Below are 25,762 nucleotides of genomic sequence, written 5' to 3'. Positions count from 1 at the left end.
GAGCCGGTGAATGTCTTCACCGACTCTTTCTTTTAACTATCTAACTTTCTGAATTAACTCTAAAGCTTCATCGTGACTCATGTTATATGTTTTAGCTAATTCTGAAATAATCTTTTCTTGCTCTAAACCCAAATCCTTTAGCATCGTAACTGCTTTGACTTGTGCTTCCTCTTTACCTTCTCTTCGCGCATCCATCAGGTCAAGTTCATATTTCATAAAGCCATGCCTCCTTATCGGGTCTTCACGAATCCGTTTCATTTCAGTCTGTACTTGTTTGACAAGCTGATCACCTGTGTCAATTTGGGTTCCCATTAATTTGAGGAATCCCTTTAGCTTCATATTACCATGAAACTGGCTAGCCTTGGCATTGAAGATCGTAATTTGCCGTTGATCACCTAGCTTAAGCTTTGGATCATTAATACAGCGATTTTCAAACTAATATTTACTCCAGCCGCGACCAAAATAATCGAAATCGCAGAACATAATTATGTAGGTTGGATACTGTGCTAATTTTGTGTAATCGTCGCCAACGTTTAAAATATCGAAATCAATTTGCTGTTGGTAATAACGAAGCCGAAAGGGAAGATTGTGCTTATCCGCAACTTGCATTTCAACCATGAAAGTCCGCCGCTCTTCATCACGGATAAAAACATCAAACCGGACTGTTCGTGCACTGATTGGACCGGTAATTTGTTTCTGGGGAGTAATTCGCGAAATTGCTTTAATGTTTAGTTCTGGTAGGGAACGCTGAATAAGCTCTAAACAGATTTGTTTATTTTCCATTACCATCCCAAACATGATGTCATTCGTAATTGTCAAATGCTCCCATTTTTCCTCAAGTTGCTTTAGATATGATTCACGATAATCCATTTGCCACCATCCTTATTAGAGTTGAGGCTTTCAACCCTCCGAATATATAAGACGGCATTTAATTGTTTTTATATGAAAAGCAGCGAAGAAAAAATAGCAGGCTGCATCAATCACTGATTCAGCCTGCTAATATTTACTTATCTTCAATCCCACGATTATCCTTAAAGATTAACCACTTCGAGAAAATATAATTTGCGATTACAACAATAACGTTATCAATAAACTTAACAATAAACTGTTGTAATGGGGTATCGAACTTGAGAACTTGAATTCCAACATAGGTAATTACCATATCAATTACTAAGGTCAGTCCACGATAGAAAAAGAAGCGGAGAATTTCAACTAAGAAGTCACTAACGGTCGTGTAGTGAGAACCAAAGACCCACACTTTATTCGTGAAGTAGGCTACTAGGACAGAGGCAAACCATGCAATTACGGTTGCTACTTCAACATTCCAGTGAAGGCCGGGACTTAAAATTTGAAAGACCGCTAAGTTAACAACAGTAGTGACAACGCCCCAGAACAGGTAGGCAATGATTGACTTATACTTACTCCAGAGTTGCTTAATCATTACTTAGCCGCCTTTTTAACTAATTCTGCGACAAAGTTATCAAGGGTTTTAATATCATCCTCGTCTGGCGATAAGTTAATGTGGACATTATCGGTTCCCTTGGTAGCATGAGCTTTTTCAAATGCTTCGCCGAACAGGTCGACTGCCTTGCAATAATCATCAGCGTAGAAGGTATCGCCTGAACCAGCAACCCCGTAAACTTTACCAGTTAAGTCGGCTTCTTGAAGATCATCGTAGAAGTCTAATCCTTCATCTGGAAGAGCTCCTTCATCATAGGTATAAGGACAAACTACGCAAATGTCGACATCCTGAAAGTCTTCCACGTCAGCCATTGTAATTTCCGTCTCGTCGACTTCCACACCTTGATCCTCGAGTGATTCAGTAATGATATCGGCGACATCTTCGTTGTTACCGGTGATGGTTGCGTAAACAACAAGTGCTTTAGCCATTTTTATTCCCCCGTTTAAAATAAATTACGTTTCATAGTATAGCATGCTTTGCTACTTCTTTGGTGACAAGTGTTATACTAGTTTACGTATAAAATAATGAAGGGGACAATTTAATGATTACATTAAAATCACCACGCGAAATTGAAGCGATGGAAAAGGCCGGTGCTGCCCTTGCAAGTATGCATATTGGAATCCGGCAATTTATTAAGCCAGGAATTTCAAGTTGGGAAGTTGAAGACTTTGCCCGGAAATACTTTAAGGCTGCCGGTGCTAAAGCCGAACAAATTGGCTTTGAAGGGTATAAATACGCAACCTGTGTCAGTGTTAATGATGAAATTTGTCACGGCTTTCCACGGAAGAAGCTCATCTTTAAAGATGGCGATTTAGCTAAGATTGATACCGTTGTTAGTGTTGACGGCTTCTTCAGTGATTCCTGCTGGAGTTATGGAATTGGTAGCGTTAAGCCAGAAATTCAAAAGTTGATGGACGTTACCAAGAAGTCATTATTCATGGGGATTGATCAATGTGTTGCTGGCAACCGGATTGGTGATATTGGTGCCGTTATCCAACACTATACTGAAGATGAAAATGGTTATGGTGATGTTCGTGAATTTGTTGGCCATGGTATTCAACCAACAATGCATGAAGATCCAATGGTTCCTCATTATGGCGAACACGGGCAAGGACTCCGCTTAAAGAACGGGATGACAATTACCGTTGAACCAATGATTAATACCGGGACTTGGGAGGCCGATACTAGTGACCCAAGTGGTTGGCTTGCTAAAACTGCTGATGGTGGTTGGTCTTGTCAATATGAACACACGCTTGTCGTTACTGATAAGGGACCAAAGATCTTGACTTCTCAAGATCCTGAGACTGATGCTAAGTACATTTATGACGACAACTACGCCAAATACTTAAAGCATTACAGTGAAATTGCTAAAGACGTGGCTAGTCATTTTGAATAGAGTGCGAGCCAGCAGAGGGCTTGCGGAAAGCTAACAATTTCTCCCGACTAGATACTGAAAGCATCTGGGAGGGAGGTTGTTAGCTCTAGCAAGTTCCTGGCGAGCATGTTTTGACTTTGTTGCAGTCCATTAACCCATAAGAAAATAAAGCGACCGCTAAAGTTAAATAAAGAGAACGTAAAAATGCATAAATAAAATGGCAGATCTGCTAAAGAAAAATTAGTGATCTGCCATTTTATGATTTATGAGAATTGAAAGAGCAAGCTTTACTAAGAGTTATTCAAATAAAACGTTCATAATGCTCAACGATTATATTAATAAATATACATAAAACTATCGTATTAATCATTAATAATGTATTTTATGCGTGAATAAGTCGATTGATATGCATAAATAAAATTAGAAAATGATAAGAAATGTTGGAAAACTCTTTTATTTTTAGTAAAGAGGACTATACTTAAAATATTAAATAATTTCTTATTTTTATTTAAGAATCTTTGCGTTATATTATGGAGGTTTTTTATTTTGGATGAGCAGAGTAGTAATAAAAAAATGATTACTACCTTCGGCCTAGTGACGATGATCATTACTGCGATCTTTGGTTTTGGTAACGTATCAAACGCCTACTTGCAAATGGGCTACGGCAGTATTATCTGGTATGCGCTTGCAGGGATTTGTTTCTTCTTCCCGTGTGGCTTAATGATGGCAGAATATGGTTCTGCATTTAAGGACGCTAAAGGAGGAATTTACTCCTGGCTTGCCGGTTCAATTGGTGAACGAATGGCTTTTATTGGGACTTTCGTTTGGTTAGCTTCCTGGATTGTTTGGATGGTTTCCACCGCTTCCCGGATTTGGATTACTTTTTCCGCATTGATTTTTGGTAAGGATACCACTCAGCAGTGGCACTTCTGGGGAATGACTTCAACTGAAGTTATTGGTGTCCTTGGGATTATCTTAATGATTGCTTGTACCTACTTTAGTTCTCGGGGAATGACCGCGATTGCCAAAGTTGGTTCACTTGGTGGGATCTTCACCGTTGTTGTTAATATCATTTATGTGATTGCAGCTATTATTGTTTTGATTATTAACAAGGGTGTTTTGGCTCAACATTTTGATGGTGCTCAGAGCTTGATTATGTCACCTAATCCACAATTCCAGACGCCAATTGCGATTATTTCTTTCGTGGTTTATGCAATCTTCGCTTATGGTGGTATGGAATCACTTGGATCCGTTACTGATTCAATGAAGAACCCTGAAAAGACTTTCCCACGTGGCTTAATCATTGCTTCTATTTTTACAATCGGTGCTTATGTCATCATGATTTTGATGGCTGGTTGGTTTGCTAATTACAAGCATGACTTTGCAGTGTCGACAACTAACCTGGGGAACGCTACCTATGTCCTCTTTAACATCTTAGGGGTTAAATTAGGAACTGCCTTAGGTTTCTCTCACGCAGTTGCTCTCGAATGGGGTGCTGCCATGACACGGATTGTTGCCTTCTCACAGGCACTAGGATTCTTAGGGGCCCTCTTTGTTCTGATGTATTCACCAATTAAGGCCTTTATCCTTGGTTCTAACCCTGATTTATGGCCAAAGAAGCTGACTAAGCTTAATAAGGCGGGAATGCCTGCCAATGCAATGTGGCTTCAGGTTACAGTTGTTTCCATTATTATCTTCTTGGTTGCCTTTGGTGGTTCTGCCGCTCAACGGTTCTACACCATCTTAACCGATATGGCCAACGTTTCTACCTGTTTCCCATACCTCTTCTTAGTTGGTGCATTCCCATTCTTTAAGAAGCGGACAGATATTGAACGACCTTTCGTTGTCTTCAAGAACAAGGTATTGACTAATACGATTGTTTGTTTCGTTGAAATTATTTTGATTGTCGGGATTCTCTTTACCTTTATCCAGCCAATGTTAGACAAGGATTGGGAAACTGCCTTCTGGACAATCGCTGGTCCTGTCTTCTTCGCTGCAGTAGCTTTGATCTTCTACCAGATCTCTGCTAAGAAACACCATGTTAAGAATGTTATTAAGTAGGAGAGTGTGAGCAGGTAAAGAAGACTCGTAAGACAACAATTTCTCCTGACTGGATGCTGAAAGCATCTGGGAGGGAGTTTGTTGTCTATAGAGGCTTCCCTGCGAACACGTTATGACTATGTTGCAGTGGTAATGCTGGCTCTAGCAAGTTCTTGGCAAGCACGCTTTCTGAGTCGTTACCTCGAAGTATTAAAAATTAAATCGGTGCAACAAACAAGTTATCGGTGCAAAATCAGTCGATTTTGCACCGATAATCTTTAAATTGCACTGAAAAATCAGAAAAGTTTCGGTTAATTTCCGATCTTTTCTGATTTCTTTCGTTTTTAAATGGTGTGGGAATAAGCAATATTTCTTCTAAGACATTGAGAGGTGAGATATAATGTATATCAAATATATATTAACGGAGGGCGTTAAAATGACAGTTAAGATCAGACGCGTTGGAACATCGGATGTTCTTACCGTTCCTAAATCTATTAAGAAGCGGTACAAGGAATATGAGGTATACCAAGATCGAAGTGGGGCGATAGTGTATATGCCTAAACGTAGTAATCCTTTTAAGAATAGTGAATTTGTTGCAAAGCATCTTTATGATGGTGATGATACTGGCTTTATTGATGGTGGGGTAAGGGATGACGAATTATTACATTAATAAGTACCTTCCTCAAAAGCAGGATCTGATTTGGATTGATTTTGAGCCTTCTGTTGGTAAAAAAATTAAGGGGAGGCATCCAGCAATCGTGATGAGTTCTGCTAATTATAGTAAGGTCACCGGGCTGGTAATGGTCATGCCGATTACCCATGCCAAGAATAATCGATTGAGGGAGTTCTTCATACCACTGCATACAAAGGAAATCGAAGGCTATATTAATTCGCTTCAAATTTTTACGTTTAGTATTCGAAAACGCCGGGTAGAATTTACCGGAGAAATTGCTAATCCACAAGATTGGGCTCGCGCTTTGATGATCCATAATGAAATATTGAATAGCTAATAAGTGGAGGTGGCCTTTTCCCACAGTTCGCACGCAATTCAAAATAATGTATAATGAACGAGTATTACTGATGAGGAGTTGGGCAATGATCGGGAAGCTAAATAAAGCAAAATTAAAGAATTTAGTTGCAATGCTGGTCAAGCATTTTACCCTGGCCCAACTATCTAGTTCTGCGGCCACACTCGCGTACTATACGTTACTTTCAATTTTTCCGGCATTGCTGGTGATTGGGAACTTATTACCGATGATCGGTTTGGATGCGAATACCGTTCTTACCTACCTGCAAACGTTAGTCCCGGCAACGGTTTATAGCTTCATTCGGCCACTTGTCCTTGATTTTCTTCAACGAGGAAGTGGTGGTGTCCTGACCACCGGGGCTTTGATTGCTCTCTGGTCGACTAGTCAGGGAATCGCTGCTTTTCAACGAAGCGTCAATCATGCGTATGGAATTGCCGAAAATCAAAATCCAATTAGCAATCGGGTAATTTCGTTCATTTGGATGATTGTTGTTGTCATCATTATCTTTGTGATCGTCTTTCTATATGGTGTTGGTGAACAATTCCTGAAATGGCTTCAACCATTCTTGCACTTCAATCGGCACTACATCTTCCTGTTCAGCAGCTTGAAGTGGCCAATTACCTTTGCCGTTATCTTTATCGCTTTGACAATGCTGTATTACTTTGTTCCCAACGCTAAGGTTGGCCTTCGCTTTGCAGCAATTGGGGCATTCCTTGTTTCGATCTTCTGGCTATGGCTTTCCAAGTTATTTGGGTTATATACCGTTCTTTTCAGCCATGGTGTGATTGGTTATAAGACAATTGGGGCTTTCATTGCAATGATGGTTTGGCTGGACTTTTCTGGTTACCTCATCATGATGGGCGCGGCAATTAACGCAGCCCTTCAAGAAGCTCACGATGGGAAACTCGAAGAAAAAGAGCATTTCTGGCAGTTAATTAAAACGGAACATGATGATGCTCGTAAACGAATTGTAAGAAAATAGCGAGACTGGAGATAACCAGCCTCGCTATTAAGGTAAGGATTATTAAAATGGAATATTGCTATTCAGTTACGGGAGCCTTCTTTTCGTCATTGAAAAGGACTGTTGGAATTGTGTCAACATACTTCGCGGCAATTGGAGTAACGTACAACTCTTCACCGTCCTTGAAGAACAGGTGAGTATTAGTTAAGCTAATCATTGCTTGGCGGACCGTTTCAGCATCTAGTTGATCATTTGCATAGCTTAGCTTAAGAATATGTTTCTTACCAAGGCTACCTTTGAAAGTTAAATTAAGAGTTTTCATAAATTAAATCTTCCTTTCTAATCTTTAGACGAGGGAAATTGATTGAGTATTAACCACGTCTGCGCCAATCACTTTTTCGGTGGTTAGAATTTCCATGGCAGAGCTAAGGAGCTTAAACTGTTCTTCGCTGACATTTTCAGAAACGTTATTCAGGACATGCTTTACTCCCTTAGGGTGCTTTTCTCCGACTAACGTTAATTGAATCTTGGCTGCTTTGAACTTTCGTGACATGCTCATGATGAATTCTCCTTTGGTTTAATTTAATTGATAAGTAGCGGCCACTGCTTACACCTATTAACAACGAATGAGAAGCGGATTTGTAAAGAAGGAATTTTAAAATGGCAAAAATTACTAAAATTGAAGCGCAAAAAAGGCAGGGAAGGTACAACATTTACTTAGATGGTAAATATGCCTTTCCGGTAGCTGAGAGTGTATTGATCCAGTTCCGGTTGATGAAGGGGATGGAGATTGATCATGAACTCGAAGCCCAAATTACGACCGCTGATCAAATTGCCCGGGCCTATTCGCGGATGCTGGATTACTTATCTCACCAATTACGAACAGAAAGTGATGTGATCCAAAAGCTTCGGGATCTGGAAACACCAGAAGAATTTATTGAACCCGTTCTGCAAAAACTTCGTGCGCAAAAGCTGTTAGATGATCATGAATACGCTGCTAGTTACGTTCGTACTGAGATGAATACTGATCTTAAAGGTCCGGGGAATATTCGACAGAAGCTCCGTCTAAAAAAGATCGGTGAAAATGATATTGACGATGCATTAGCTCAATTTACTCTCAAACGACAATTAGAAAACGCCACAAAATTAGCCAAGAAGCTTTTTCGTCGTTACCGTTCGCAACCCATTCGTCGTCAGGAGCAAAAAGTTCGTCAGGGACTAATGACAAAAGGATATGCTAGCACGATTTATGATCAGATTAAGGACCAGGTTGAACCAGAAGAAGATCTTGACCAACAAGAAGAGCTGCTGAATCACCAGGCAGAGAAAATCTGGCACCGTTACCGTCGCTACCAAGGTTATGAGCGAGAAATGAAGTTTAAACAAGCAATGTACCGCAAAGGCTTTGATTTAGATGCTACGCAAGCTTGGCTAGATCGTCAGGATTCAGAGGAAAGCTTTTCAGACGAGTAAAATGCTGGTAAAATGTGTAAGATACGTAGAAAAGTACAAAAATAAAACTTAAAAGAGAAGTATAATGACACAAAAGAAAATTCATATTGATGAGAAAAAACTGCAACATCAGTATGGCTACCGGTTTATCAAGCGCCTTTTTGATGTAGTCGCGTCTTCAGTTGCGGTAGTGATTCTTAGTCCAGTTTTTTTAATCATCGCGATTGCAATTAAAGTTAATGATCCTGCGGGACCAGTTTTTTATACCCAGACCCGGGTCGGAAAAGATGGCAAGCCCTTCAAAATGTTTAAGTTCCGATCAATGGTTACTAACGCTGATGAGCTGTTAGAAAAGCTCCGTGATCAGAATGAGGTTGAAGGCGCAATGTTCAAAATGAAGGAGGACCCTCGGATCACCAAGGTTGGTAAGTTTATTCGGAAGTATAGTTTGGATGAACTGCCTCAATTATTGAACGTTGTTGGGGGTTCGATGAGTATTGTTGGCCCTCGACCACCGCTACCTTACGAAGTTAAAGAGTATACCGATTATGATCGCCAACGCTTAATGGTTAAGCCTGGTGCTACTGGGATGTGGCAGGTTGGTGGACGAAACGCCTTAAGTTTTGATCAAATGGTTGAACTTGATTTGACCTACATTAATGAACGTTCAGTGTGGCTTGATCTTAAGATTATGTTTGAAACTGTTAAGGTGATGATTAAGCCTAACGCTGCTTATTAAGGAGAACGACTGTGAAGACAAAAGTATTAGTTGCTGCCCATAAGAATTATGAGATGCCCAAAGACCCATTGTATTTGCCGGTCTTTGTTGGTAAAGAGATCCATCCTGATGTTAACCATACTTTCCAGGGGGATAATACGGGGGACAATATTTCAGCAAAGAATCCTTATTATAATGAGTTGACGGCGATTTACTGGGGATGGAAGAACTTAGACGTTGATGCAATGGGGTTAGTTCACTATCGTCGATACCTAAGTCTTAACCACCAAAAATCACTGGATGAGGTATTATCAAGTGAACAAGTAGCTGACTTACTTAAAGATCATGATATTATCTTGCCGCCTAAACGACGTTACTATATCGAGACAAATGAGTCTCACTACCTTCACGCTCATGAGCATGAACCATTTGAGGTAATGCGTCAGGTGATCCACCAAAATTATCCTGAATACGCAGCTGCCTTTGAAAAAGTTATGAAGCGGACATGGGCTCACATGTTTAATATGTTTATTATGAAGCGTAAACCGCTGGATGAGTATTGCACATGGATGTTTGACGTTCTTGGTGAAGTTGAAAGCCGGATTGATATTTCAAATTATTCAACCTACGAACAACGAGTTTATGGCTTTTTAAGCGAGCTACTATTGGATGTATGGCTTGAGGTTCACCCTGAATATTCGACGGTTGAAGTAAAGTACGTTTTCATGGAGCATACTAACTGGTTCAAGAAGGGCGGTAAGTTTGTTCTGCGGAAGATTACAGGACATGCGTAAAGAGGAGGCAGATTTAATTGCCTAAGTTATCCATTGTTGTTCCTTGTTACAATGAGCAAGAATCAATTCCATTATTTTATCCTGCTGTTGAAAAAGTTGTTAATAAGATGCCAGTCGAGGTTGAATATTGGTTTGTTAATGATGGTTCGGCTGATAAGACCTTGGATGAATTACGAAAGTTGCATCAACAAAATCCTGATAAAGTTCATTATGTATCCTTTTCTAGAAATTTTGGTAAGGAAGCTGGGCTATATGCTGGACTTGAAGCGACGACAGGAGATTATGTTGTTGTAATGGATGTTGATTTACAAGATCCTCCTGAATATTTACCAATAATGTATAAGTATATCTCTACGGGAGAATATGATTGTGTTGGGATGCGACGAACAGATCGTACTGGTGAAGCAAAGTTTAAATCATTCCTTAGTGATAAATTCTACGATGTTATTAACAAGATTTCCGATACTAAGATTGTTAACGGTGCTCGTGATTATCGAATGATGACTCGCCAAATGGTTAATGCCGTCTTATCTTTAAAAGAATATAACCGTTTCTCAAAAGGAATCTTTAATTGGGTTGGCTTTAAGACTAAATACCTATCATATAAAAACGTCCAACGGGTTGCTGGAACAACTGATTGGTCCACTTGGAAGCTATTTAAGTATGCTATGGATGGCATAACTGACTTTTCCGAAGCACCACTGTCAATTGCCACCTGGATTGGTGGAATGTCAGCATTCTTATCAATTTTAGGATTAATTTTTGTAATTGTTCGGAGGATTATTGAACCAAGCAGTAGCGCTTTTGGTTGGGCATCAATGGTTTGTATTATGTTATTACTTGGCGGATTGCAGCTGATGTGTATTGGAATTGTCGGCAAGTATATTGGTAAAATCTATATGCAAACTAAACAACGACCAATCTATATTGTAAAAGAGAAAAAGTAGGAGGGAAGTAGGGTGCAATATCTATCATCCAAATATCAACGGTTAATTAACCTTGAGTTAGATGGACAAATCCTTTATGAAATAGCGTTTGCCTTTTACTTTGTAATTGCTTTTCTTCAAACCTCAACCTATACTTTTTATTTTCCTGGTAACCTTCTACATCAAATTGCTTTTATTCCATTAGCGATCGTTTTGTTTAAGATTATCTTTTTTGATTCAAATACAATAAGAAAAATAACGGTTAATCTTTTAGTCCTTGCTATTCTATTCATTACTTGGCGGACATCAGGTGAGTTTATCCTCTTTCCAATGGGGATTTTTGTTTTAGGTGCTAGAAATGTAGATTTTAAGAAAATCATTTACTTATATTTAGTGTTAGGAACGATCCTTCTCTCGTTTATCTTTTTTACTTCTCTAATCGGTTTAACAAAGAATCTGATTTTCCATCGGGGAATTCATACATTAAGACGGGCATTTGGGATTATTTACCCAACTGATTTTGCTGCCCATATTCTCTACCTAGTATTGGCATATTGTTATCTTTACTTCAATAAGCTTTCGTGGAAGAGTTATACAGTATTTGTACTATTAGCAATCTTCCTCATTAAGTTTTGTGATGCACGTTTGAATGCCTATGCTTTGATTTTGGTAATTCCAGTAATGATGATCGGACAACGGGCACAAAAAGGATATATTGTTTCAAGATCGATTGCTATCTTTTACTGGGCCTTACCAGTATTGGCGGCTTATGTTACAGTTTTCCTGTCGTATCTGTATGCACCTGGACACAAGTTATTTGAACAAATGAATAGTTTATTGTCTGGTCGGCTATTTTATAGTCACGAAGCTATAAAAAAATATGGCTTTAGTCTTTTTGGTCAGCATATTCATGAAAATGGCCTTGGTGCTGTTGGTGGGATAAAAAATGCAGCTGCTGAGGGAGCAAACTATTTTTATATTGACTCAGCATTTATTCGTTTATTCGTTATCTATGGAGTAGTGATAGCTTTAGTGGTTATTATTACTATGACTATTGTTTCCTGGCAATCAATTAAACAAAGTGAATTTGCTTTAGCAAGCATTATGGTTATTGTAACGATTAGTGCAATTGTGGAACAACGTCTGCTAGATTTCGGCTACGATCCGTTTTTAATTGCTATTTTTGCGCAATGTTATTTATCAAACAAATTGATATCGGAGGAGAAAAATGAAAAACGTAACTTTAAATAATTTAATGAAAAAATACGGGAAACCAGTTTTAGTTGTTCTTATTTTTGCTATCCTCGGTGCTTTAGTAATGGGAGTAGATGCTAAAAAGAAAAAATCAACTACCTATACCGCTAGTCGCCAAATTGTAATTTCTCACAATATTCCTCAAGAAATGCGGACAATGTCAAGTGGTGCTAATATTTCAATTGTTGGTGAAGATAATAATATGATGCCAACCTATAAGGATATTGCTGAAAATGGAACCATTGCTCAAAAAGCACGAAAGCATTTGTCTAAGTCAATGAAGAAAAAATACTCAACAGATGATATTAAGAGTGCCATTGATGCTAAAATTTCACAACAATCGTTAGTGATGGAGTTAAAGGCAAAAACATCGTCTAGGGAAGCATCTGTAAAGATTGTTAACGCAACTGCAAAGGCAATGAAGGAAGAATTACCACAGCTACAACCGGGCTCGGGAAAGGTAACCCTTTTGCAAAAAGCAACCGTTAATAATACCGATAGTAAAACAACTCCTAGCACGAAAAAGTATGTAGTTGTTGGCTTTGCTTTAGGCGCATTGCTGGGATTAATTATTGAATTTGTTGTTTTTACAGTTAAGAATTTTGGACATAAAGAGTAGAAAAATGAAAAAAGTAGTTTTTACGGTTGCTGACTATGGAAAGGGCAATGATGCAGGACCAAAGGCAAAAAGAGATGTGGATTATTATTTATCACAATCTGGCTTTGAAGTAATTCATCAGCAATTAAACAACAAATCTAAGTTAGATAAAATTAAAACAGCATATTGGGTAATTCCGCGTCTATTTAACAATGTAGAAAAATTTGATGAGCTATTTTTCCAGTATCCAACTTATTCTAGCTATGTGATGAAAAAACTTATAAATAAAATGCGTTCAAAAAGTAAGAAGCTGTTCTTCATTATTCATGATGTTGAATCGCTTCGCCTTTTTCAGAATGACCAAACCTATTGGGATGGTGAACGAGCACTTTTTAACGCTACTGATGGCTTGATAGTTCATAATCATAAAATGAAACGATGGTTACAGGAAAATGGTGTTACTGTTCCAATGGTAGAATTGGGAATTTTTGATTACAACAATCCTCAAAAAATAAATCAAAATTCTGAATATGATAGAACAATATGCTTTGCTGGGAACTTAGCAAAGTCCAAGTTTCTTGATAAAATAAGTTTACAAGCTGGGAAATTAGAAATCTTTGGTTCATATCCAAGCGAACACTATTTAAAAGGCGTTTCTTATCATGGTCAAATGAGCCCAGATGAATTACCAAAGAAACTTACTCAAAATTTCGGGCTAGTTTGGGATGGCGATCAATTAGATACGTGTAGTGGTAAGTTTGGTAATTATATGCGCTATAATAATCCGCACAAGGTTTCCCTTTACTTAAGCAGTGGACAGCCGGTAATTATTTGGAAAGAAGCCGCTCTGGCTGATTTCATTTTGAAAAATAATTTAGGAATTGCAGTAAACAGCCTCGAAAATCTTGATGACATTTTAGAAAATATTACTAAGAAGCAATATTCTGAAATGAAGATGAATACTATTGAGATTGCTAAAAAGTTGCGAAAAGGTGACTTTATAAAGAGCGCAGTAAAAAAAATAGAAAATATTACTGAATAAAAAATATAGCCAGATGGTAACTGTAATTACTATCTGGCTATATTTTTAGTTTTGTTTAATTTTGTTTAACAATTTGGGCATTACTTGGTAAGCTTCCTGACCAATCCTGATAGTTTGTTTGTGAGCTACCTGCAATTGTTTGACGATCCATTCCGTCACTATCAACATGGTGAGTAACACCATATTGATCGGTCCAAACAGCAACATCGTTAAGCCCTAACTGTTTTTGACTGTTATTATTGACATTACTATTAGCAGTTGAAGAACTTGATTGTGATGATGATGTTACGCTAGCACTGCTACTAGTTGAACTTGTCTTCTTAGTAGAATTTTGCTTACTGTTTTTACTAGTCTTTTTAGTAGCTTTCTTAGTAACTTTTTCAGTTTTGGTATGTGAAGATGATGCTGTGTCCTTAGAATTCTTTTGTGAACCACAGCCAGCTAACCCAAATCCTAAGATTGTAACTAACATTCCGGACAAAAATAAACGACTAAATTTCTTCATATAAGTATCTCTCCTATATTGAAAGGTTCAAATCAACTATACTTGATAAGTATTTAATAGTATAATTATAGCATTTGCAGGAAGTTTATTACTAGTTGAATAAACGCAAACAAACTGATTTTAACATTATCTAAAATTTTCATCAATAAATAACGTTACATATGAAAGGATGAACATTCCATGACAAAGTATGACTATCTTGTAGTTGGTGCCGGTCTATTCGGTGCTACCTTTGCCTACGAAGCAGCTAAGCGTGGCAAAAAGGTCAAGGTAATTGAAAAGCGCGATCACATTGCAGGAAATATTTACACTAAGGAAGTTGACGGTATCCAAGTCCATCAATATGGTGCTCATATTTTCCACACTTCTAATAAGGAGATCTGGAATTACATTAATCAGTTTGCTGAATTTAATCGGTATACAAATAGTCCGGTTGCTAATTACAAGGGGCAAATGTATAATTTGCCATTTAATATGAATACCTTTAGTGAAATGTGGGGTGTTCGTACTCCAGCAGAAGCACTGGCAAAGATTAACGAACAGCGTCAAGAAATGGCTGGTAAGGAACCGAAGAACCTTGAAGAACAAGCTATTTCATTAATTGGTCGGGACATCTACGAAAAGTTAATTAAGGGTTATACCGAAAAGCAATGGGGCCAAAAAGCTACCGGATTACCAGCATTTATTATTCGGCGGTTGCCTGTTCGTCTGACATATGACAACAATTACTTCAATGATCTTTATCAAGGAATTCCAATTGGCGGTTATACTCAAATTGTTGAAAAGATGCTTGATAGTGAATTGATTGATGTTGAAACTGGAGTTGACTTTTTCAAGCAGAAGGACGATTATTTAGCTAATTATCCTAAGGTTGTATTCACTGGAATGATTGATCAATTTTTTGATTATCAACTTGGTGAACTTCAATATCGGAGTTTGCGCTTTGAAACTGAAGAAAAGAATGTTGGTAATTACCAAGGAAACGCGGTGATTAACTATACCGATGCTGAAACGCCATACACGCGGATTATCGAACATAAGCACTTCGAATTTGGTAAGGGCGACAAAGATAAAACGATTATTACCCGAGAATATCCAGCTGACTGGCATCGTGGGGATGAACCATACTATCCAGTTAATAACCAGCAAAATAATGAGCTTTACAAGAAGTATGCTCAACTTGCTACAGAGAAAGCTAATAATGTTATCTTTGGTGGACGGCTTGGTCAATATCGCTACTACAATATGGATCAAGTTCTCCACGCAGCCTTAGTTGCCGTAAATAAGGAGTTTAAGTAATTAGCAATGAAAGTTATCAAGAACTATTTGTATAATGCGGGATATCAAATTTTGAACATGATCATTCCATTGATCACCGTTCCTTATATTTCTCGTGTTTTAGGTGCACATGATGTTGGGATTAATGAATACACTAATGCATGGGTAACTTTCTTTTACCTTATGGGGCAAATGGGAATTACTCTTTATGGTAATCGAGAAGTAGCCTACCATCGTGATGACTTATATGAACGTTCGCGAACTTTTTGGGGAGTTGAAGCGTTACAATTATTGACCGTTTCTTTATCCCTTATTGCATATTTAGCTGCTGTTTTTCTTTTTAGTACGACTTTTAAATATTATTTTCTCATGCAGGGCCTCTGGATTATTGCAACAGGCCTTGATGTTTCATGGTATTTTATGGGGTTGGAAAACTTCAAAATTACGGTGGTGCGAAATGCACTAGTTAAATTAGCCTCTGTAATTTTGATTTTTACTTTTATCAAGTCAACAGCTGATTTAGGAAAATATATTTTAATTTTAGGTGGCGCCCAGGTTGTTGGTAATTTAACATTATGGCCCTATTTAAAGGGAAATATTGTTTGGGTTAAAATTAGTGATTGGCATCCATTTAAGCATTTTTATCCATCATTATTACTATTTATTCCAACTATCACCACACAGGTCTATCTTGTGTTGAACAGATTGATGTTAGGACATATGGATTCGCAGGCTGCCTTGGGGAATTTTGGACAATCAGATAAGATTGTCAAGTTTGTTTTAGCAATTGTTACCGCAACTGGAACAGTAATGTTGCCGCATGTGGCTAATAAGTATGCTAAGGGTGACATTGAAGGTGTACGAAATAGTTTGTATTCCTCTTTTGAATTTGTTTCATCTATTTCGATTCCAATGATGTTCGGGTTGATGGCAATTTCAAAACAATTTGCTCCATGGTTCTTAGGGAGTGGCTTTCAAATGGCTGGTCAAATTATGTTCCTTGAATCACCAGTAATTGTTTTAATTGCATGGAGTAATGTTACTGGTACTCAATATTTGATGCCGGTTAATCGAGTTAAGGAATTTACAACTTCAGTAACTATTGGCGCTGTAAGTAATGTTGCGTTTAATCTGGTTCTAATTCCGTTTTGGGGAGCTAACGGGGCAACTTTGGCAACAGTTGGCTCAGAATTCTTAGTTACTGCTTCTCAGCTAGCAATGATTAGAAAGACAATTAGCCGACGTAAGATGTTTGGGGAAGTTTGGAAATATGCAGTTAGTGGGTTAGTAATGTTTATAATTGTCAATCGAATCAGTAATACTATCCAAATGACGATTGCCAATTTAGCATTGGAAGTTGCCGTCGGAATAGTAATTTACTTATCTGGCCTGTTTATCCTTCATGCTAAGATTTTGAGCCAAGCAAAAAATATTATCGGTAAGAATTAATATATGACAAAAACCTAACAATTTTCTTGAGAAGTTGCGAGCATAAATTTTATCTTTTATACTTGACAAAGTGTTATGTTTTAAAAATTAATTTAAAAAATAGATTTCGTCCCACTTTTAGGAGGATTAAAACGTTTTGAATAGTCGCAAAAAAAGATTTAAACTTTACAAGTCAGGAAAGCAATGGATTACAGCAGCGATCGTTTCGATCGGTTTTATTGCTGGAACACAAGTAAAGCATGTTCATGCTGATACGACTAATAATCAGATCCAAACTACGCAAACTCAAACCACAGCAGAAAGTAATGCTTCTCAAAATATAACTTTGACTATTGCTAATAATGAAAATAGCAATTCTGCTAGTGCCTCAGTTGCAAGTGCTCAAGCTGCTGCAACCCAACAAAATCAAAATATCAATACTGAAACCTCATTTGCTCAAAGTAAGGTTGTAGTGAATACAACTAATCAAATAAATGCTAGTTCTCAAAGCTCTAATAATATCGATGCAGCTGATTTAAATAATCAGGCTAGTGATATTTCTGCTCAATCAGATGTTAAAAATACTGGTTGGCAAAAAGTAAATGATAATTGGCATTATATTAAAGAAGATGGAACTGCACAAACAGGTTGGTTTGAATCACCGGCTGGTTGGTGGTATTACTTTAATAATGATGGTCAATCACGGACCGGCTGGCAAAATATCAACAATAAGTGGTATCACTTTGATGAGGTTAATGCATCGGCTGATACTGGTTGGTGCCAAAGTGCTGCAAGTTTTTGGTACTATTTAGATCCAGAAAATGCTTGGGCTCATACTGGCTGGTACAAGTCGGCAGCAGGTTTTTGGTATTACTTCGATCAAAATAGTGCCAGTGGTGCAAAGGGTTGGCAGAGAATTAATAACAAATGGTACCATTTTGATGAAGTTAATTCTTCTGCAGATACCGGTTGGTTTAAAACACCAGCGGGTTTTTGGTACTATTTAGATCCAGAAAATGCTTGGGCCCATACTGGTTGGTATAAGTCAGCGGCAGGCTTCTGGTATTACTTTGACCAAAATAGTGCTAGTGGTTTACGTGGTTGGCAAAGTATAGATGGTCGTTGGTATTATTTTGATTGGAATAATGCTAGTGGTTTACGAGATTGGCAGTATATCAATAATCATTGGTACCATTTTAATTGGGATAACGCCTGGGCGGATACCGGCTGGCAAAAGATTAATGGCAAATGGTATTACATGGATCCAACTAATGCTTGGATGTTAACTGGTACTCAAGAGATTAATGGCAAGACTTATACCTTTAATTCTGACGGTTCTTGGGCTGATGGTTGGGATTGGCCATTCCCTCAAGATGGTGAAGGTTACTTTGGTGGTGGACAATTATTTGGTGTTCATGCCGGTGGTGAATTCCGATTAAATGGCTTTCATGATGGCTTAGATTTTGGTTCAATTGATCACCCAGGTAGAGAAGTACATGCTATTCACGGTGGTACTGTTAAGATTGTTGGATATGGTTCCGGATTAAGTTGGTATGCCGTAGTTGATACTGGTGAATATCTAGTTGTTTATCAAGAGGCATTCTCCAGCAAGAATAATATTCTCGTTCATGAAGGACAACAGATCAGTACTGGGGATGTTATTGGTATTCGTGATACTTCACACGTCCACATTGGTATTACCCGAGATCACAATTTTAACCGTGCTTTAGCTAGTTCATTTATTAATAATGGAACTTGGCTCGATCCACAGAAAATTATTCGTGAAGGACTATAATTTAATTAATCTGATATTTGATTAGGTATAACGAACTGATAGTTAGCGAGAAAGCTAATTATCAGTTTTTGATTAACAAGGAGTTATTGACTTATTTTTTGACTGCAATCATAAAGATATTTTATGAGAGAAGTTGGACTGGTGCTATGGCTGTTTACAATGATATTACGATGAAAAATTGAAGAGTTGTTGAAAAAATAATGCTGATTTCAATAAAAAAAGATGAGATTGGCCTAACTAACAAAACTATTATTAATATTTAACTTGCTGTTTCGTGTCAAATTGGGATAGAAAAGGCACATATTTTAGGTAAATTAGGGCTATTACAATGATGATGGCAGTTAATCTAATGTCTAGTAATGGATTAATGGGAAAACTTATCTGTTCGATTAATTCTAATTACCTAAAAATAAGTAAATATAGCAGATTTGATTTATGATATAATAACGTCGTTTCATTATAAAAATTAGGGAGGAACTTTAAATAATGAAAGATTTTTTCTGTCCAAATTGCGGTACAAAATTAAAAGCAGGAACTAAATTTTGTCCAAATTGTGGGCATAATGTTGAAAGATTTACTAAGAATAGCAATGATAGTAATCAAGATACTGATTATATTCAAGGTGCTCGAAGAGAGTCTTCAAGAACGGTTAAGTCATTTACTCAAAAATGGGGTTTTAATAAAAAACGTAATAATATTATTTTAGCTATCATTATTTTATTAATAGTCTTTTTAACATGGGGACACTTTTATTATCAAGAAGATAACCAAATGAACAGAGCAACTACTGCTATTGGAGACCCTGATAAAGCTGCTGCAAAATACGTTACTTCAACAACTTCACAAGTAAAAATTAATAATAGCACTGTTAAGCCAATTCAAAAATATTTCCAAAAATATCCTGGCGACTTAAGTAGTTTAAAGCAAAAGTTTAGTGAGGGTGAAAAATGGAACGACTATCAATTTATTCAAAAAGGACGCGCTTGGCTTATTTGGCCTCGCTATAAAATTCAGGCTGAACCAAATTATATTACAGTTAATACGGACCAAAAAGGAATGCTTATTAAAATGGACGGTAAGTCCTTAGGTACAGTTACATCTAATACTAATACAAGTGATAATGGTACTAGTGATGTTAATTCATCTGATAGTAGCAATAGTTCATATTCAAGATCATTTGGTCCATACTTGCCTGGCCTACATACATTTGTTGGTACAAAGAATGTCGATGGGCATCAATTAAAAACCACTTTAATTAGTTCAGATGATACTATTACAATTAATAATGGTATCTCAAATGATAATGCACAGTCTCTTTTATCAGGTGTTTTTCAGAATAATGTAGATGATGAAGATGAAAGTTTTGTTGACGGTCAAAATAACACTGGATACAAACAACTAGTTAAGATGTTTGATGGCTTTCAAGATGATGATGGTATTAGGAGTTATAATGCTAAAGTTAACGTTAATAGTGTTACACCAATTAGTGATAAGAAATTTAAGGTGAACTATCAGGTTAAATTCACTTTTGATAATCAAAATAATGATGACGATGATAATTCAACTAAAAAAATTCAGGTATTTAAATATACCGGTACTATCGTTAAAACCAATGATCAGAACAGTAATAATGGATTAAAAATCAAAGATCTTGGTCATGCTAAAAAGGTAAGTGAGTCAAACGAACATGAAGATTAACTTCTGACTTAACTAATATGTATAATAAAAGGCTTAGAGTTTGAAACATTCTCTAAGCCTTTTATTTGCTATATTGTTAGTTAATCTAATAGCCATGCATTATCCTGATCAAAATGATAAAGTTTACCATCAATATATTGGTAGCCAGTTACAGCATGCCCATCGTTATCAAAGTAATACCGATGTCCATTAATATTTTGCCAACCTGTTAGGATCCAAGCGTTATTCGGATCGAAGTAGTACCATTTACCATCTAATTTTTGCCAATTTGTATAAGCACTTGCATTAGTTAGATCAAAGTAATATTTGTGATTATTAATGGTTTGCCAGCCAGTTCGTGCACGACCATCATTGTCAAAATAGTACCACCAGCCACCTGGTGATTTGAACCATCCAGTAACTGCCCAGGCATTAGCAGCATCAAAGTAGTACCAACTATTATTATGACGGTACCAACCTCTATAATTAGAAGCATTGGTAGGATCAAAGTAATATTGATGTCCATTGATGGTTTGCCAACCAGTACGTGCTTGACCATTATCATCAAAGTAGTACCACCAGCCAGCTGGAGATTTAAACCATCCGGTAGCAGCATCACCACCGTTATTAAAGAAGTACCAATGGTTACTTAAGTTAAACCAACCAGTCTGCATTGCACCAAAATAGCCATTGTGGTTTGGCTGAAGATAATAAACTTTACCGTTAATTGTTTGAAGACCACTTTCTAATTGACCAGTACTTGGACTTAAGTAATACCATTGTCCACCATTGTAGCGCCAACCATGACTTAACCAGGCATTACTATCATCAAAATAATACCAAGCATTGTCTAAATATTGAAATCCTTTGAGTGCCCAAACGTTACTAGGGTCAAAGTAATAACGATTACCGTTAATTGTTTGCCAACCACGCAGCGCCCAAGCATTTGTTAGATCGAAGTAATACCAATTATTATTGATGTTCTGCCAGCCCTTGTCAGCCCATGCATTATTGTAATCAAAGTAATACCAATTATTATTAATATATTGCCAACCAGTTAAAGCCCAGGCATTAGTATAGTCAAAGTAATACCAGTTGCCAGCACCTGATTGATACCAGCCAGTTTGCGCGGTGCCATCTTGGTTGAAGTAGTACCAGTTATTATTTATTCGTTGCCAGCCAGTAACATTATTGCCATTAATTGAATATGACCATTTCCCATTATTGTTAGACCATTCGCCCGAGTTAGCTACTAACCCTTGATAATCGATCGAAATATCTAAGTCACCGTTATATCCAGGAATGCGCCCATGGGCGTTAAACTGCCATGCTCCATAGTTTTGGTTCCTTAGGTTAGCTGAAGATGGTGAATAAAGGTATTGGGCAACCCAAGTACGGTTTTTCCCGACTGTTGAACTGACATTATAAGTTTGATCATAAGAAGTTGAGGCATAGACTGCATGGTTAGTGAAGCCACGATTATTTAATTGATTCCAGAAAGCATTTAAATGATTAGCAACCCCGTAATATTTGGTAGTTGTATCTTCCATGTCAGCATAGATTAAGGTATTCTTGTCTAACCCTAATGCTTCCATTTCATTTGCTAAATAATTAGCCTCGTTGATAGCGGCATTTTGACTACCAAATTTGGCATAGTGATACACTTGAACATTTAAGCCAGCATTTTTAGCATAATTAATTTGTTGACCAGCATATCGGTTAATATAGTAGGTCCCTTCAGTAACCTTAACAATCGCTGTTTTAACTCCGAGATTTTTTAAGGTAACAAAATTATTAGGAGTCATACTAGCTTGATAACCACTAATATCAACTGCATCTACTCGAGGGTAGTTAGCGTCACCAATATTGATTACTGGTGTGCCATCATAAGCAGTTTGTGCAGCTGCTTTTACGGTTGTATATGCGGTTGCTGGTGCAGCCGAATTTTGACTGTTAATACTTAATGATTGCGTTGGTTCAGCAGTGCTTTCACTAGCTACATTATTGGAACTAGTAGCAAAAGCACTTGCTGAAGGGGCGCTTTGACTTTGTGTTGAAGCGGAATTAGCACTTAAATTGGCATTTGAATTTACTTGTTCGGTCTGTACCTGGTTAGTATCAGCTTGAACGTTTTTAGAATTTAAATATAACGAGGTTGATAAAGATAATAATGTTAATGTTGAAGCAAGATAGATATGGTTCTTCTGAGTCACTATAATCCTCCTAAAAAATTTATATAACGATAACTATTATAATTCCTAATACTAATTGTTTAATTTCAATAATATTAAGATCTGTTAACAAATTGTAATTTTTTTATGATTAACATGTAGGAAGAAATAAAAAATAGTGATATATTACTAGTGTTAAATTATTTTTATTTGGGAAGGTAATTATGAAAAAACATTTTAAGCTTTATAAATCAGGAAAGCTTTGGGTTACTGCAGCAGTTGCTGTATTATCATTTGCAGTTTCAGCTAATTTGAACCAAGCATCTGCTTCCGATAATACTGAAGTCACCTCGACTCAAAACGAGTACTTTTTAGGTAATAATGACAAGTCTCATGATTCAAATATAACTACTAACATTAACGGTTATACAAATCAAAATGGTACTTGGAAGAATACTAGTGGCCAAAGTGCGAATGGTTGGCAAACTTCTGGCAATGATTGGTACCACTTTAATAATGGTAATCAAAATAAAGATTGGCAAAACATTGATAATAACTGGTACTACATGAATCCAGATAACGCCAAGATGGAAACTGGAATTCAAAAGATAAATAATAAAACCTACTACCTAAACGAACAACATGATGGTACGTATGGTGCAATGAAGACTGGTTGGCAGTATGTTGATGGTAACTGGTATGGCTTTAAAGGCGATGGTAGTGCATATACTGGCTGGAACTATCTTCATGGTAATTGGTACTACATGAATCCAGAAACCGCAGTTCTAGAAAGTGGTATTCAGAAGATTAACAATAATTTCTATTACCTGAATGATAAGGTAGATGGGACATTTGGCGCAATGAAGACTGGTTGGCAGTATGTTGACGGTCATTGGTATGGTTTCAAAGGTGATGGTAGTGCATATCTTGGTTGGCAAAACCTTGGTGGTAACACTTATTACTTCAAACCAGAAAATGCGCAAATGGCAACTGGAGATACTTTAATTAGTGGTAATTATTATTACTTTGATCCAGCATCTGGACACCAGTTAAAGGGAATGTTAATTGATGCTAATACTAAGTTATTAAAATATTACGATTCAAATACCGGTATTCGGCAAACTGAACTTACGGTGAATGGTCACACCTATAAGTTCAATCCATTAACTGGAGTGATTGATACTACTACTCTTAATGATGGGTTAAATCAAATTGCTGGTCATGTCTATTATTACAATCGAAGTGCAAACAGCTTTGCCTTTAATAGCTGGCAAAAGCTAAATGGTGCTTGGTATCATTTCAACAATGATGGAACAGCTTCTATTGGTTGGTTCAAGTCACCAGCAGGCTTTTGGTACTACTTCAATAATGACGGAGCAAGCCTTCTCGGTTGGCAAAAGCTTAATAATAAGTGGTATCACTTTGATAATACTAATGCCTCAGCGGATACTGGTTGGTTTAAGACTCCGGCAGGTTTTTGGTACTACCTCGATCCAACAAATGCTTGGGCACATACTGGCTGGTTCCAATCACCAGCAGGTTTCTGGTATTACTTTGATAACAACAATGCTAATGCTTTAACCGGTTGGCAAAAGATTAATAATGCTTGGTACTACTTTGATAATGTTAATGCCTTTGCTTGGACTAATTGGCATCTAATCAATGGTAGTTGGTACTTCTTTGATTTAGCTAATGCTTGGGCTGATACTGGATATCATATTATCAATGGAATTGAGTATTACTTTGATCCGGTTAATGCTAATTTATACCAAAACCGCTGGGTAAATGTTAATAGCTGGACATACCATGCTGATAATAGTGGTCGTTTATGGTTCCCACAATGGTATAGCCAATTCCCAGTTGCTGAGGGATGTTCAGTTTATTCATTGGCAATGCTATTAAGTCCTAAGGAATATATTAATATGGGATATGCATTGAACTTATTACAACCACGTCAATCAGGTAACATTTATACAGGTGCTGGTTTTAGACTAGTTATTCAACCAGATTCTTTAGTAGATCTTGCTCATCACTTTGATTCTTCAGTTCGGAACATTTCAGGAAGCAGTGTTCAGGATATTATTAATATCATTAATTCTGGTCATCCAGTTGAATATTATGGTTACTCCAGATATGAAAATACTTACTGGGCAAGAAACCACTGTAAGGTAATTGTTGGTTATCAAAATGGGTGGTTCCGGATCTTTGATCCTTGTTACAATTACGCTAGTCAAGGATCGTTCGGCTGGAATGCATATGATTATGGTGCAAAAGGTTGGATCACAACCGCTCAATTTGCTCGTGAATATGCGGGACAAGCAATTACGGTTGATTAATTTATTGAGAGATTCTTATCAAGCTGATAGGAATCTCTTATTTTTTGTAAATTGTAACAATATCGGGAATAGCTTATAATTACTAAGTTAGAATAAAATAAAGCAGGAATAATATGAAACAATTAACACGAAAAGAAGTTAAACAATATTTACTAAATATCTTGGTTAATTTTGATCAATTTTGTAAGCAAAATGATTTAACAATGTACTTATGTGCGGGGACATTATTAGGTGCGGTCCGTCACCATGGCTTTATCCCTTGGGATGATGACATTGATGTGTGTATGGACCGTGAAAGCTACAATCGGTTAGTAAGTATTGCGAAGAAAGATCCAGTATTTGATAAATACTATAAGGTGATTGATTTTCAGTTTGGTGACTCGAATTACCCATATATTAAAATTATTGATTTGCGGACAAAAATGAGTCAACAATTTGGTAATGATGTGGCTGACTATTTATGGATTGATGTTTTCCCAATGGATGGGTTACCAGATGATGAAAAACAACAAAAGCGACTTTACAAGAAGATATCAACTATCCGTGAGATTTTAATGTTAAGCTTTGCCAAACCAGGACAGGGGCGAAGTTTTGCTAAGAAAGTCCTTAAAACACCATTGATCCCACTTGCTAAATTATATGGGCTTAAAAGAGCAAATAATCAATTATCGAAGCTTTCTCAGAGCTATGATTACCATAAGACGGGGCTAATTGGTGATGTTCTTTGGGGAGATTATGGTAAAGAAATTTTAACTGTCAAAGAATATTTTAAATCCACTAAGGTTACCTTTGAGGATTACACATTTGATACCTTTGCTTGTTGGGATAGATATTTAACTGAACTTTATGGTAATGATTACATGGAAATTCCACCAAAAAGTAAACAAGTTAACCATAACCTACAAGCATGGCTTAGATAAGA

25 protein-coding genes and 2 pseudogenes are annotated in these 25,762 nt (G+C 37.1%); 19 read left to right on the top strand and 8 right to left on the bottom strand.

Going from position 1 to position 25,762, the window contains the following annotated elements; genetic code table 11:
- Nucleotides 1-36: 36 nt before the first annotated feature.
- The 4 genes from MR181_RS01580 to MR181_RS01565 form a co-directional block, all read right to left on the bottom strand.
- Nucleotides 37-312 (bottom strand): hypothetical protein, encoded by a 276-nt coding sequence (locus MR181_RS01580; protein WP_242334094.1) that lies wholly within the window; start codon nucleotides 310-312, stop codon nucleotides 37-39.
- A 123-nt stretch (nucleotides 313-435) separates the two neighbouring features.
- The gene (locus MR181_RS01575; RefSeq protein WP_242334091.1) at nucleotides 436-870 is read right to left on the bottom strand and encodes an Rpn family recombination-promoting nuclease/putative transposase; all 435 of its coding nucleotides are present in this window, start codon (nucleotides 868-870) and stop codon (nucleotides 436-438) included.
- A 133-nt stretch (nucleotides 871-1,003) separates the two neighbouring features.
- A complete protein-coding gene (locus MR181_RS01570) occupies nucleotides 1,004-1,441 on the bottom strand; it encodes a GtrA family protein (RefSeq protein ID WP_003716743.1) in 438 nt (145 codons plus the stop codon).
- Nucleotides 1,441-1,890 (bottom strand): flavodoxin, encoded by a 450-nt coding sequence (locus MR181_RS01565; protein ID WP_242334088.1) that lies wholly within the window; start codon nucleotides 1,888-1,890, stop codon nucleotides 1,441-1,443. The genes MR181_RS01570 and MR181_RS01565 overlap by 1 nt, the downstream gene beginning before the upstream one ends.
- A gap of 113 nt (nucleotides 1,891-2,003) precedes the next feature.
- Here MR181_RS01565 and map point away from each other — a divergent pair, with 113 nt between their 5' ends.
- The 5 genes from map to MR181_RS01540 all read left to right on the top strand — a co-directional run bounded on the left by map (nucleotide 2,004) and on the right by MR181_RS01540 (nucleotide 6,887).
- The gene (gene map, locus MR181_RS01560) at nucleotides 2,004-2,858 is read left to right on the top strand and encodes a type I methionyl aminopeptidase (protein ID WP_242334086.1); all 855 of its coding nucleotides are present in this window, start codon (nucleotides 2,004-2,006) and stop codon (nucleotides 2,856-2,858) included.
- Nucleotides 2,859-3,383: 525 nt separating this feature from the next.
- A complete protein-coding gene (gene yjeM / locus MR181_RS01555) occupies nucleotides 3,384-4,898 on the top strand; it encodes a glutamate/gamma-aminobutyrate family transporter YjeM (RefSeq protein ID WP_242334083.1) in 1,515 nt (504 codons plus the stop codon).
- Nucleotides 4,899-5,313: 415 nt separating this feature from the next.
- A complete protein-coding gene (locus tag MR181_RS01550) occupies nucleotides 5,314-5,547 on the top strand; it encodes an antitoxin of toxin-antitoxin stability system (protein ID WP_191911473.1) in 234 nt (77 codons plus the stop codon).
- Nucleotides 5,528-5,887, top strand: coding sequence for a type II toxin-antitoxin system PemK/MazF family toxin (locus tag MR181_RS01545; protein WP_242334080.1), 360 nt, complete (start codon nucleotides 5,528-5,530; stop codon nucleotides 5,885-5,887). The genes MR181_RS01550 and MR181_RS01545 overlap by 20 nt, the downstream gene beginning before the upstream one ends.
- Before the next feature lie 70 nt (nucleotides 5,888-5,957).
- Nucleotides 5,958-6,887, top strand: coding sequence for a YihY/virulence factor BrkB family protein (locus MR181_RS01540; RefSeq protein ID WP_242334077.1), 930 nt, complete (start codon nucleotides 5,958-5,960; stop codon nucleotides 6,885-6,887).
- Between the two features lie 58 nt (nucleotides 6,888-6,945).
- Here the strand turns inward: MR181_RS01540 and MR181_RS01535 are convergent, their stop codons facing one another.
- Together MR181_RS01535 and MR181_RS01530 are read right to left on the bottom strand one after the other, a co-directional pair.
- The gene (locus MR181_RS01535) at nucleotides 6,946-7,188 is read right to left on the bottom strand and encodes a DUF2922 domain-containing protein (RefSeq protein ID WP_242334072.1); all 243 of its coding nucleotides are present in this window, start codon (nucleotides 7,186-7,188) and stop codon (nucleotides 6,946-6,948) included.
- Nucleotides 7,189-7,212: 24 nt separating this feature from the next.
- Entirely contained in the window at nucleotides 7,213-7,425 is a 213-nt protein-coding gene (locus tag MR181_RS01530; RefSeq protein WP_191911432.1) for a hypothetical protein, read from the bottom strand.
- 101 nt (nucleotides 7,426-7,526) lie between these two features.
- Between MR181_RS01530 and recX the strand changes: the two genes are divergently transcribed.
- From recX to MR181_RS01495, 7 genes are all read left to right on the top strand, one after another.
- On the top strand, nucleotides 7,527-8,339 hold the full coding sequence (gene recX, locus MR181_RS01525; protein ID WP_242334069.1) for a recombination regulator RecX: 813 nt from the start codon (nucleotides 7,527-7,529) through the stop codon (nucleotides 8,337-8,339).
- 64 nt (nucleotides 8,340-8,403) lie between these two features.
- Nucleotides 8,404-9,057, top strand: a complete 654-nt coding sequence (locus MR181_RS01520) for a sugar transferase (protein WP_102168461.1) — start codon at nucleotides 8,404-8,406, stop codon at nucleotides 9,055-9,057.
- Between the two features lie 11 nt (nucleotides 9,058-9,068).
- Nucleotides 9,069-9,830: a DUF4422 domain-containing protein gene (locus MR181_RS01515; RefSeq protein WP_242334066.1), complete on the top strand. Its 762-nt coding sequence runs from the start codon at nucleotides 9,069-9,071 to the stop codon at nucleotides 9,828-9,830.
- Between the two features lie 17 nt (nucleotides 9,831-9,847).
- Nucleotides 9,848-10,777, top strand: a complete 930-nt coding sequence (locus MR181_RS01510; RefSeq protein WP_242334064.1) for a glycosyltransferase family 2 protein — start codon at nucleotides 9,848-9,850, stop codon at nucleotides 10,775-10,777.
- 12 nt (nucleotides 10,778-10,789) lie between these two features.
- A complete protein-coding gene (locus MR181_RS01505) occupies nucleotides 10,790-12,007 on the top strand; it encodes a hypothetical protein (protein ID WP_242334061.1) in 1,218 nt (405 codons plus the stop codon).
- Nucleotides 11,985-12,629 (top strand): YveK family protein, encoded by a 645-nt coding sequence (locus MR181_RS01500; protein WP_098045301.1) that lies wholly within the window; start codon nucleotides 11,985-11,987, stop codon nucleotides 12,627-12,629. Before MR181_RS01505 ends, MR181_RS01500 begins: the two co-directional genes overlap by 23 nt.
- Before the next feature lie 4 nt (nucleotides 12,630-12,633).
- Nucleotides 12,634-13,650 (top strand): glycosyltransferase, encoded by a 1,017-nt coding sequence (locus tag MR181_RS01495; RefSeq protein ID WP_242334058.1) that lies wholly within the window; start codon nucleotides 12,634-12,636, stop codon nucleotides 13,648-13,650.
- 55 nt (nucleotides 13,651-13,705) lie between these two features.
- On the opposite strand, the gene MR181_RS01490 is transcribed toward MR181_RS01495, so the two are convergent.
- Nucleotides 13,706-14,155: a hypothetical protein gene (locus MR181_RS01490; protein WP_191913415.1), complete on the bottom strand. Its 450-nt coding sequence runs from the start codon at nucleotides 14,153-14,155 to the stop codon at nucleotides 13,706-13,708.
- 180 nt (nucleotides 14,156-14,335) lie between these two features.
- On the opposite strand from MR181_RS01490, the gene glf reads away from it, so the two are divergent.
- The 5 genes and pseudogenes from glf to MR181_RS01470 all read left to right on the top strand — a co-directional run bounded on the left by glf (nucleotide 14,336) and on the right by MR181_RS01470 (nucleotide 20,354).
- Nucleotides 14,336-15,454, top strand: a complete 1,119-nt coding sequence (gene glf / locus MR181_RS01485; protein ID WP_242334055.1) for a UDP-galactopyranose mutase — start codon at nucleotides 14,336-14,338, stop codon at nucleotides 15,452-15,454.
- Between the two features lie 6 nt (nucleotides 15,455-15,460).
- Nucleotides 15,461-16,882: a flippase gene (locus MR181_RS01480; protein ID WP_242334052.1), complete on the top strand. Its 1,422-nt coding sequence runs from the start codon at nucleotides 15,461-15,463 to the stop codon at nucleotides 16,880-16,882.
- 136 nt (nucleotides 16,883-17,018) lie between these two features.
- Nucleotides 17,019-17,867, top strand: a pseudogene (locus MR181_RS08895) (KxYKxGKxW signal peptide domain-containing protein); the annotation flags it as partial.
- Between the two features lie 201 nt (nucleotides 17,868-18,068).
- Nucleotides 18,069-18,656: pseudogene (locus MR181_RS08890) on the top strand (peptidoglycan DD-metalloendopeptidase family protein); the annotation flags it as partial.
- Nucleotides 18,657-19,142: 486 nt separating this feature from the next.
- The gene (locus tag MR181_RS01470; RefSeq protein ID WP_242334046.1) at nucleotides 19,143-20,354 is read left to right on the top strand and encodes a zinc-ribbon domain-containing protein; all 1,212 of its coding nucleotides are present in this window, start codon (nucleotides 19,143-19,145) and stop codon (nucleotides 20,352-20,354) included.
- An 80-nt stretch (nucleotides 20,355-20,434) separates the two neighbouring features.
- Here the strand turns inward: MR181_RS01470 and MR181_RS01465 are convergent, their stop codons facing one another.
- The gene (locus tag MR181_RS01465; protein WP_242334043.1) at nucleotides 20,435-22,546 is read right to left on the bottom strand and encodes a GH25 family lysozyme; all 2,112 of its coding nucleotides are present in this window, start codon (nucleotides 22,544-22,546) and stop codon (nucleotides 20,435-20,437) included.
- Nucleotides 22,547-22,728: 182 nt separating this feature from the next.
- On the opposite strand from MR181_RS01465, the gene MR181_RS01460 reads away from it, so the two are divergent.
- Together MR181_RS01460 and MR181_RS01455 are read left to right on the top strand one after the other, a co-directional pair.
- Nucleotides 22,729-24,840 (top strand): KxYKxGKxW signal peptide domain-containing protein, encoded by a 2,112-nt coding sequence (locus tag MR181_RS01460; protein WP_242334038.1) that lies wholly within the window; start codon nucleotides 22,729-22,731, stop codon nucleotides 24,838-24,840.
- A gap of 113 nt (nucleotides 24,841-24,953) precedes the next feature.
- Nucleotides 24,954-25,760, top strand: coding sequence for a LicD family protein (locus tag MR181_RS01455; protein WP_098045490.1), 807 nt, complete (start codon nucleotides 24,954-24,956; stop codon nucleotides 25,758-25,760).
- Nucleotides 25,761-25,762: the final 2 nt, after the last annotated feature.

The sequence above is a fragment of the Limosilactobacillus urinaemulieris genome (assembly GCF_932750685.1).
Taxonomy (GTDB): domain Bacteria; phylum Bacillota; class Bacilli; order Lactobacillales; family Lactobacillaceae; genus Limosilactobacillus; species Limosilactobacillus urinaemulieris.
Note: the sequence above shows the minus strand (reverse complement) of the source record. Positions and strands in the feature narration are given on the sequence as shown.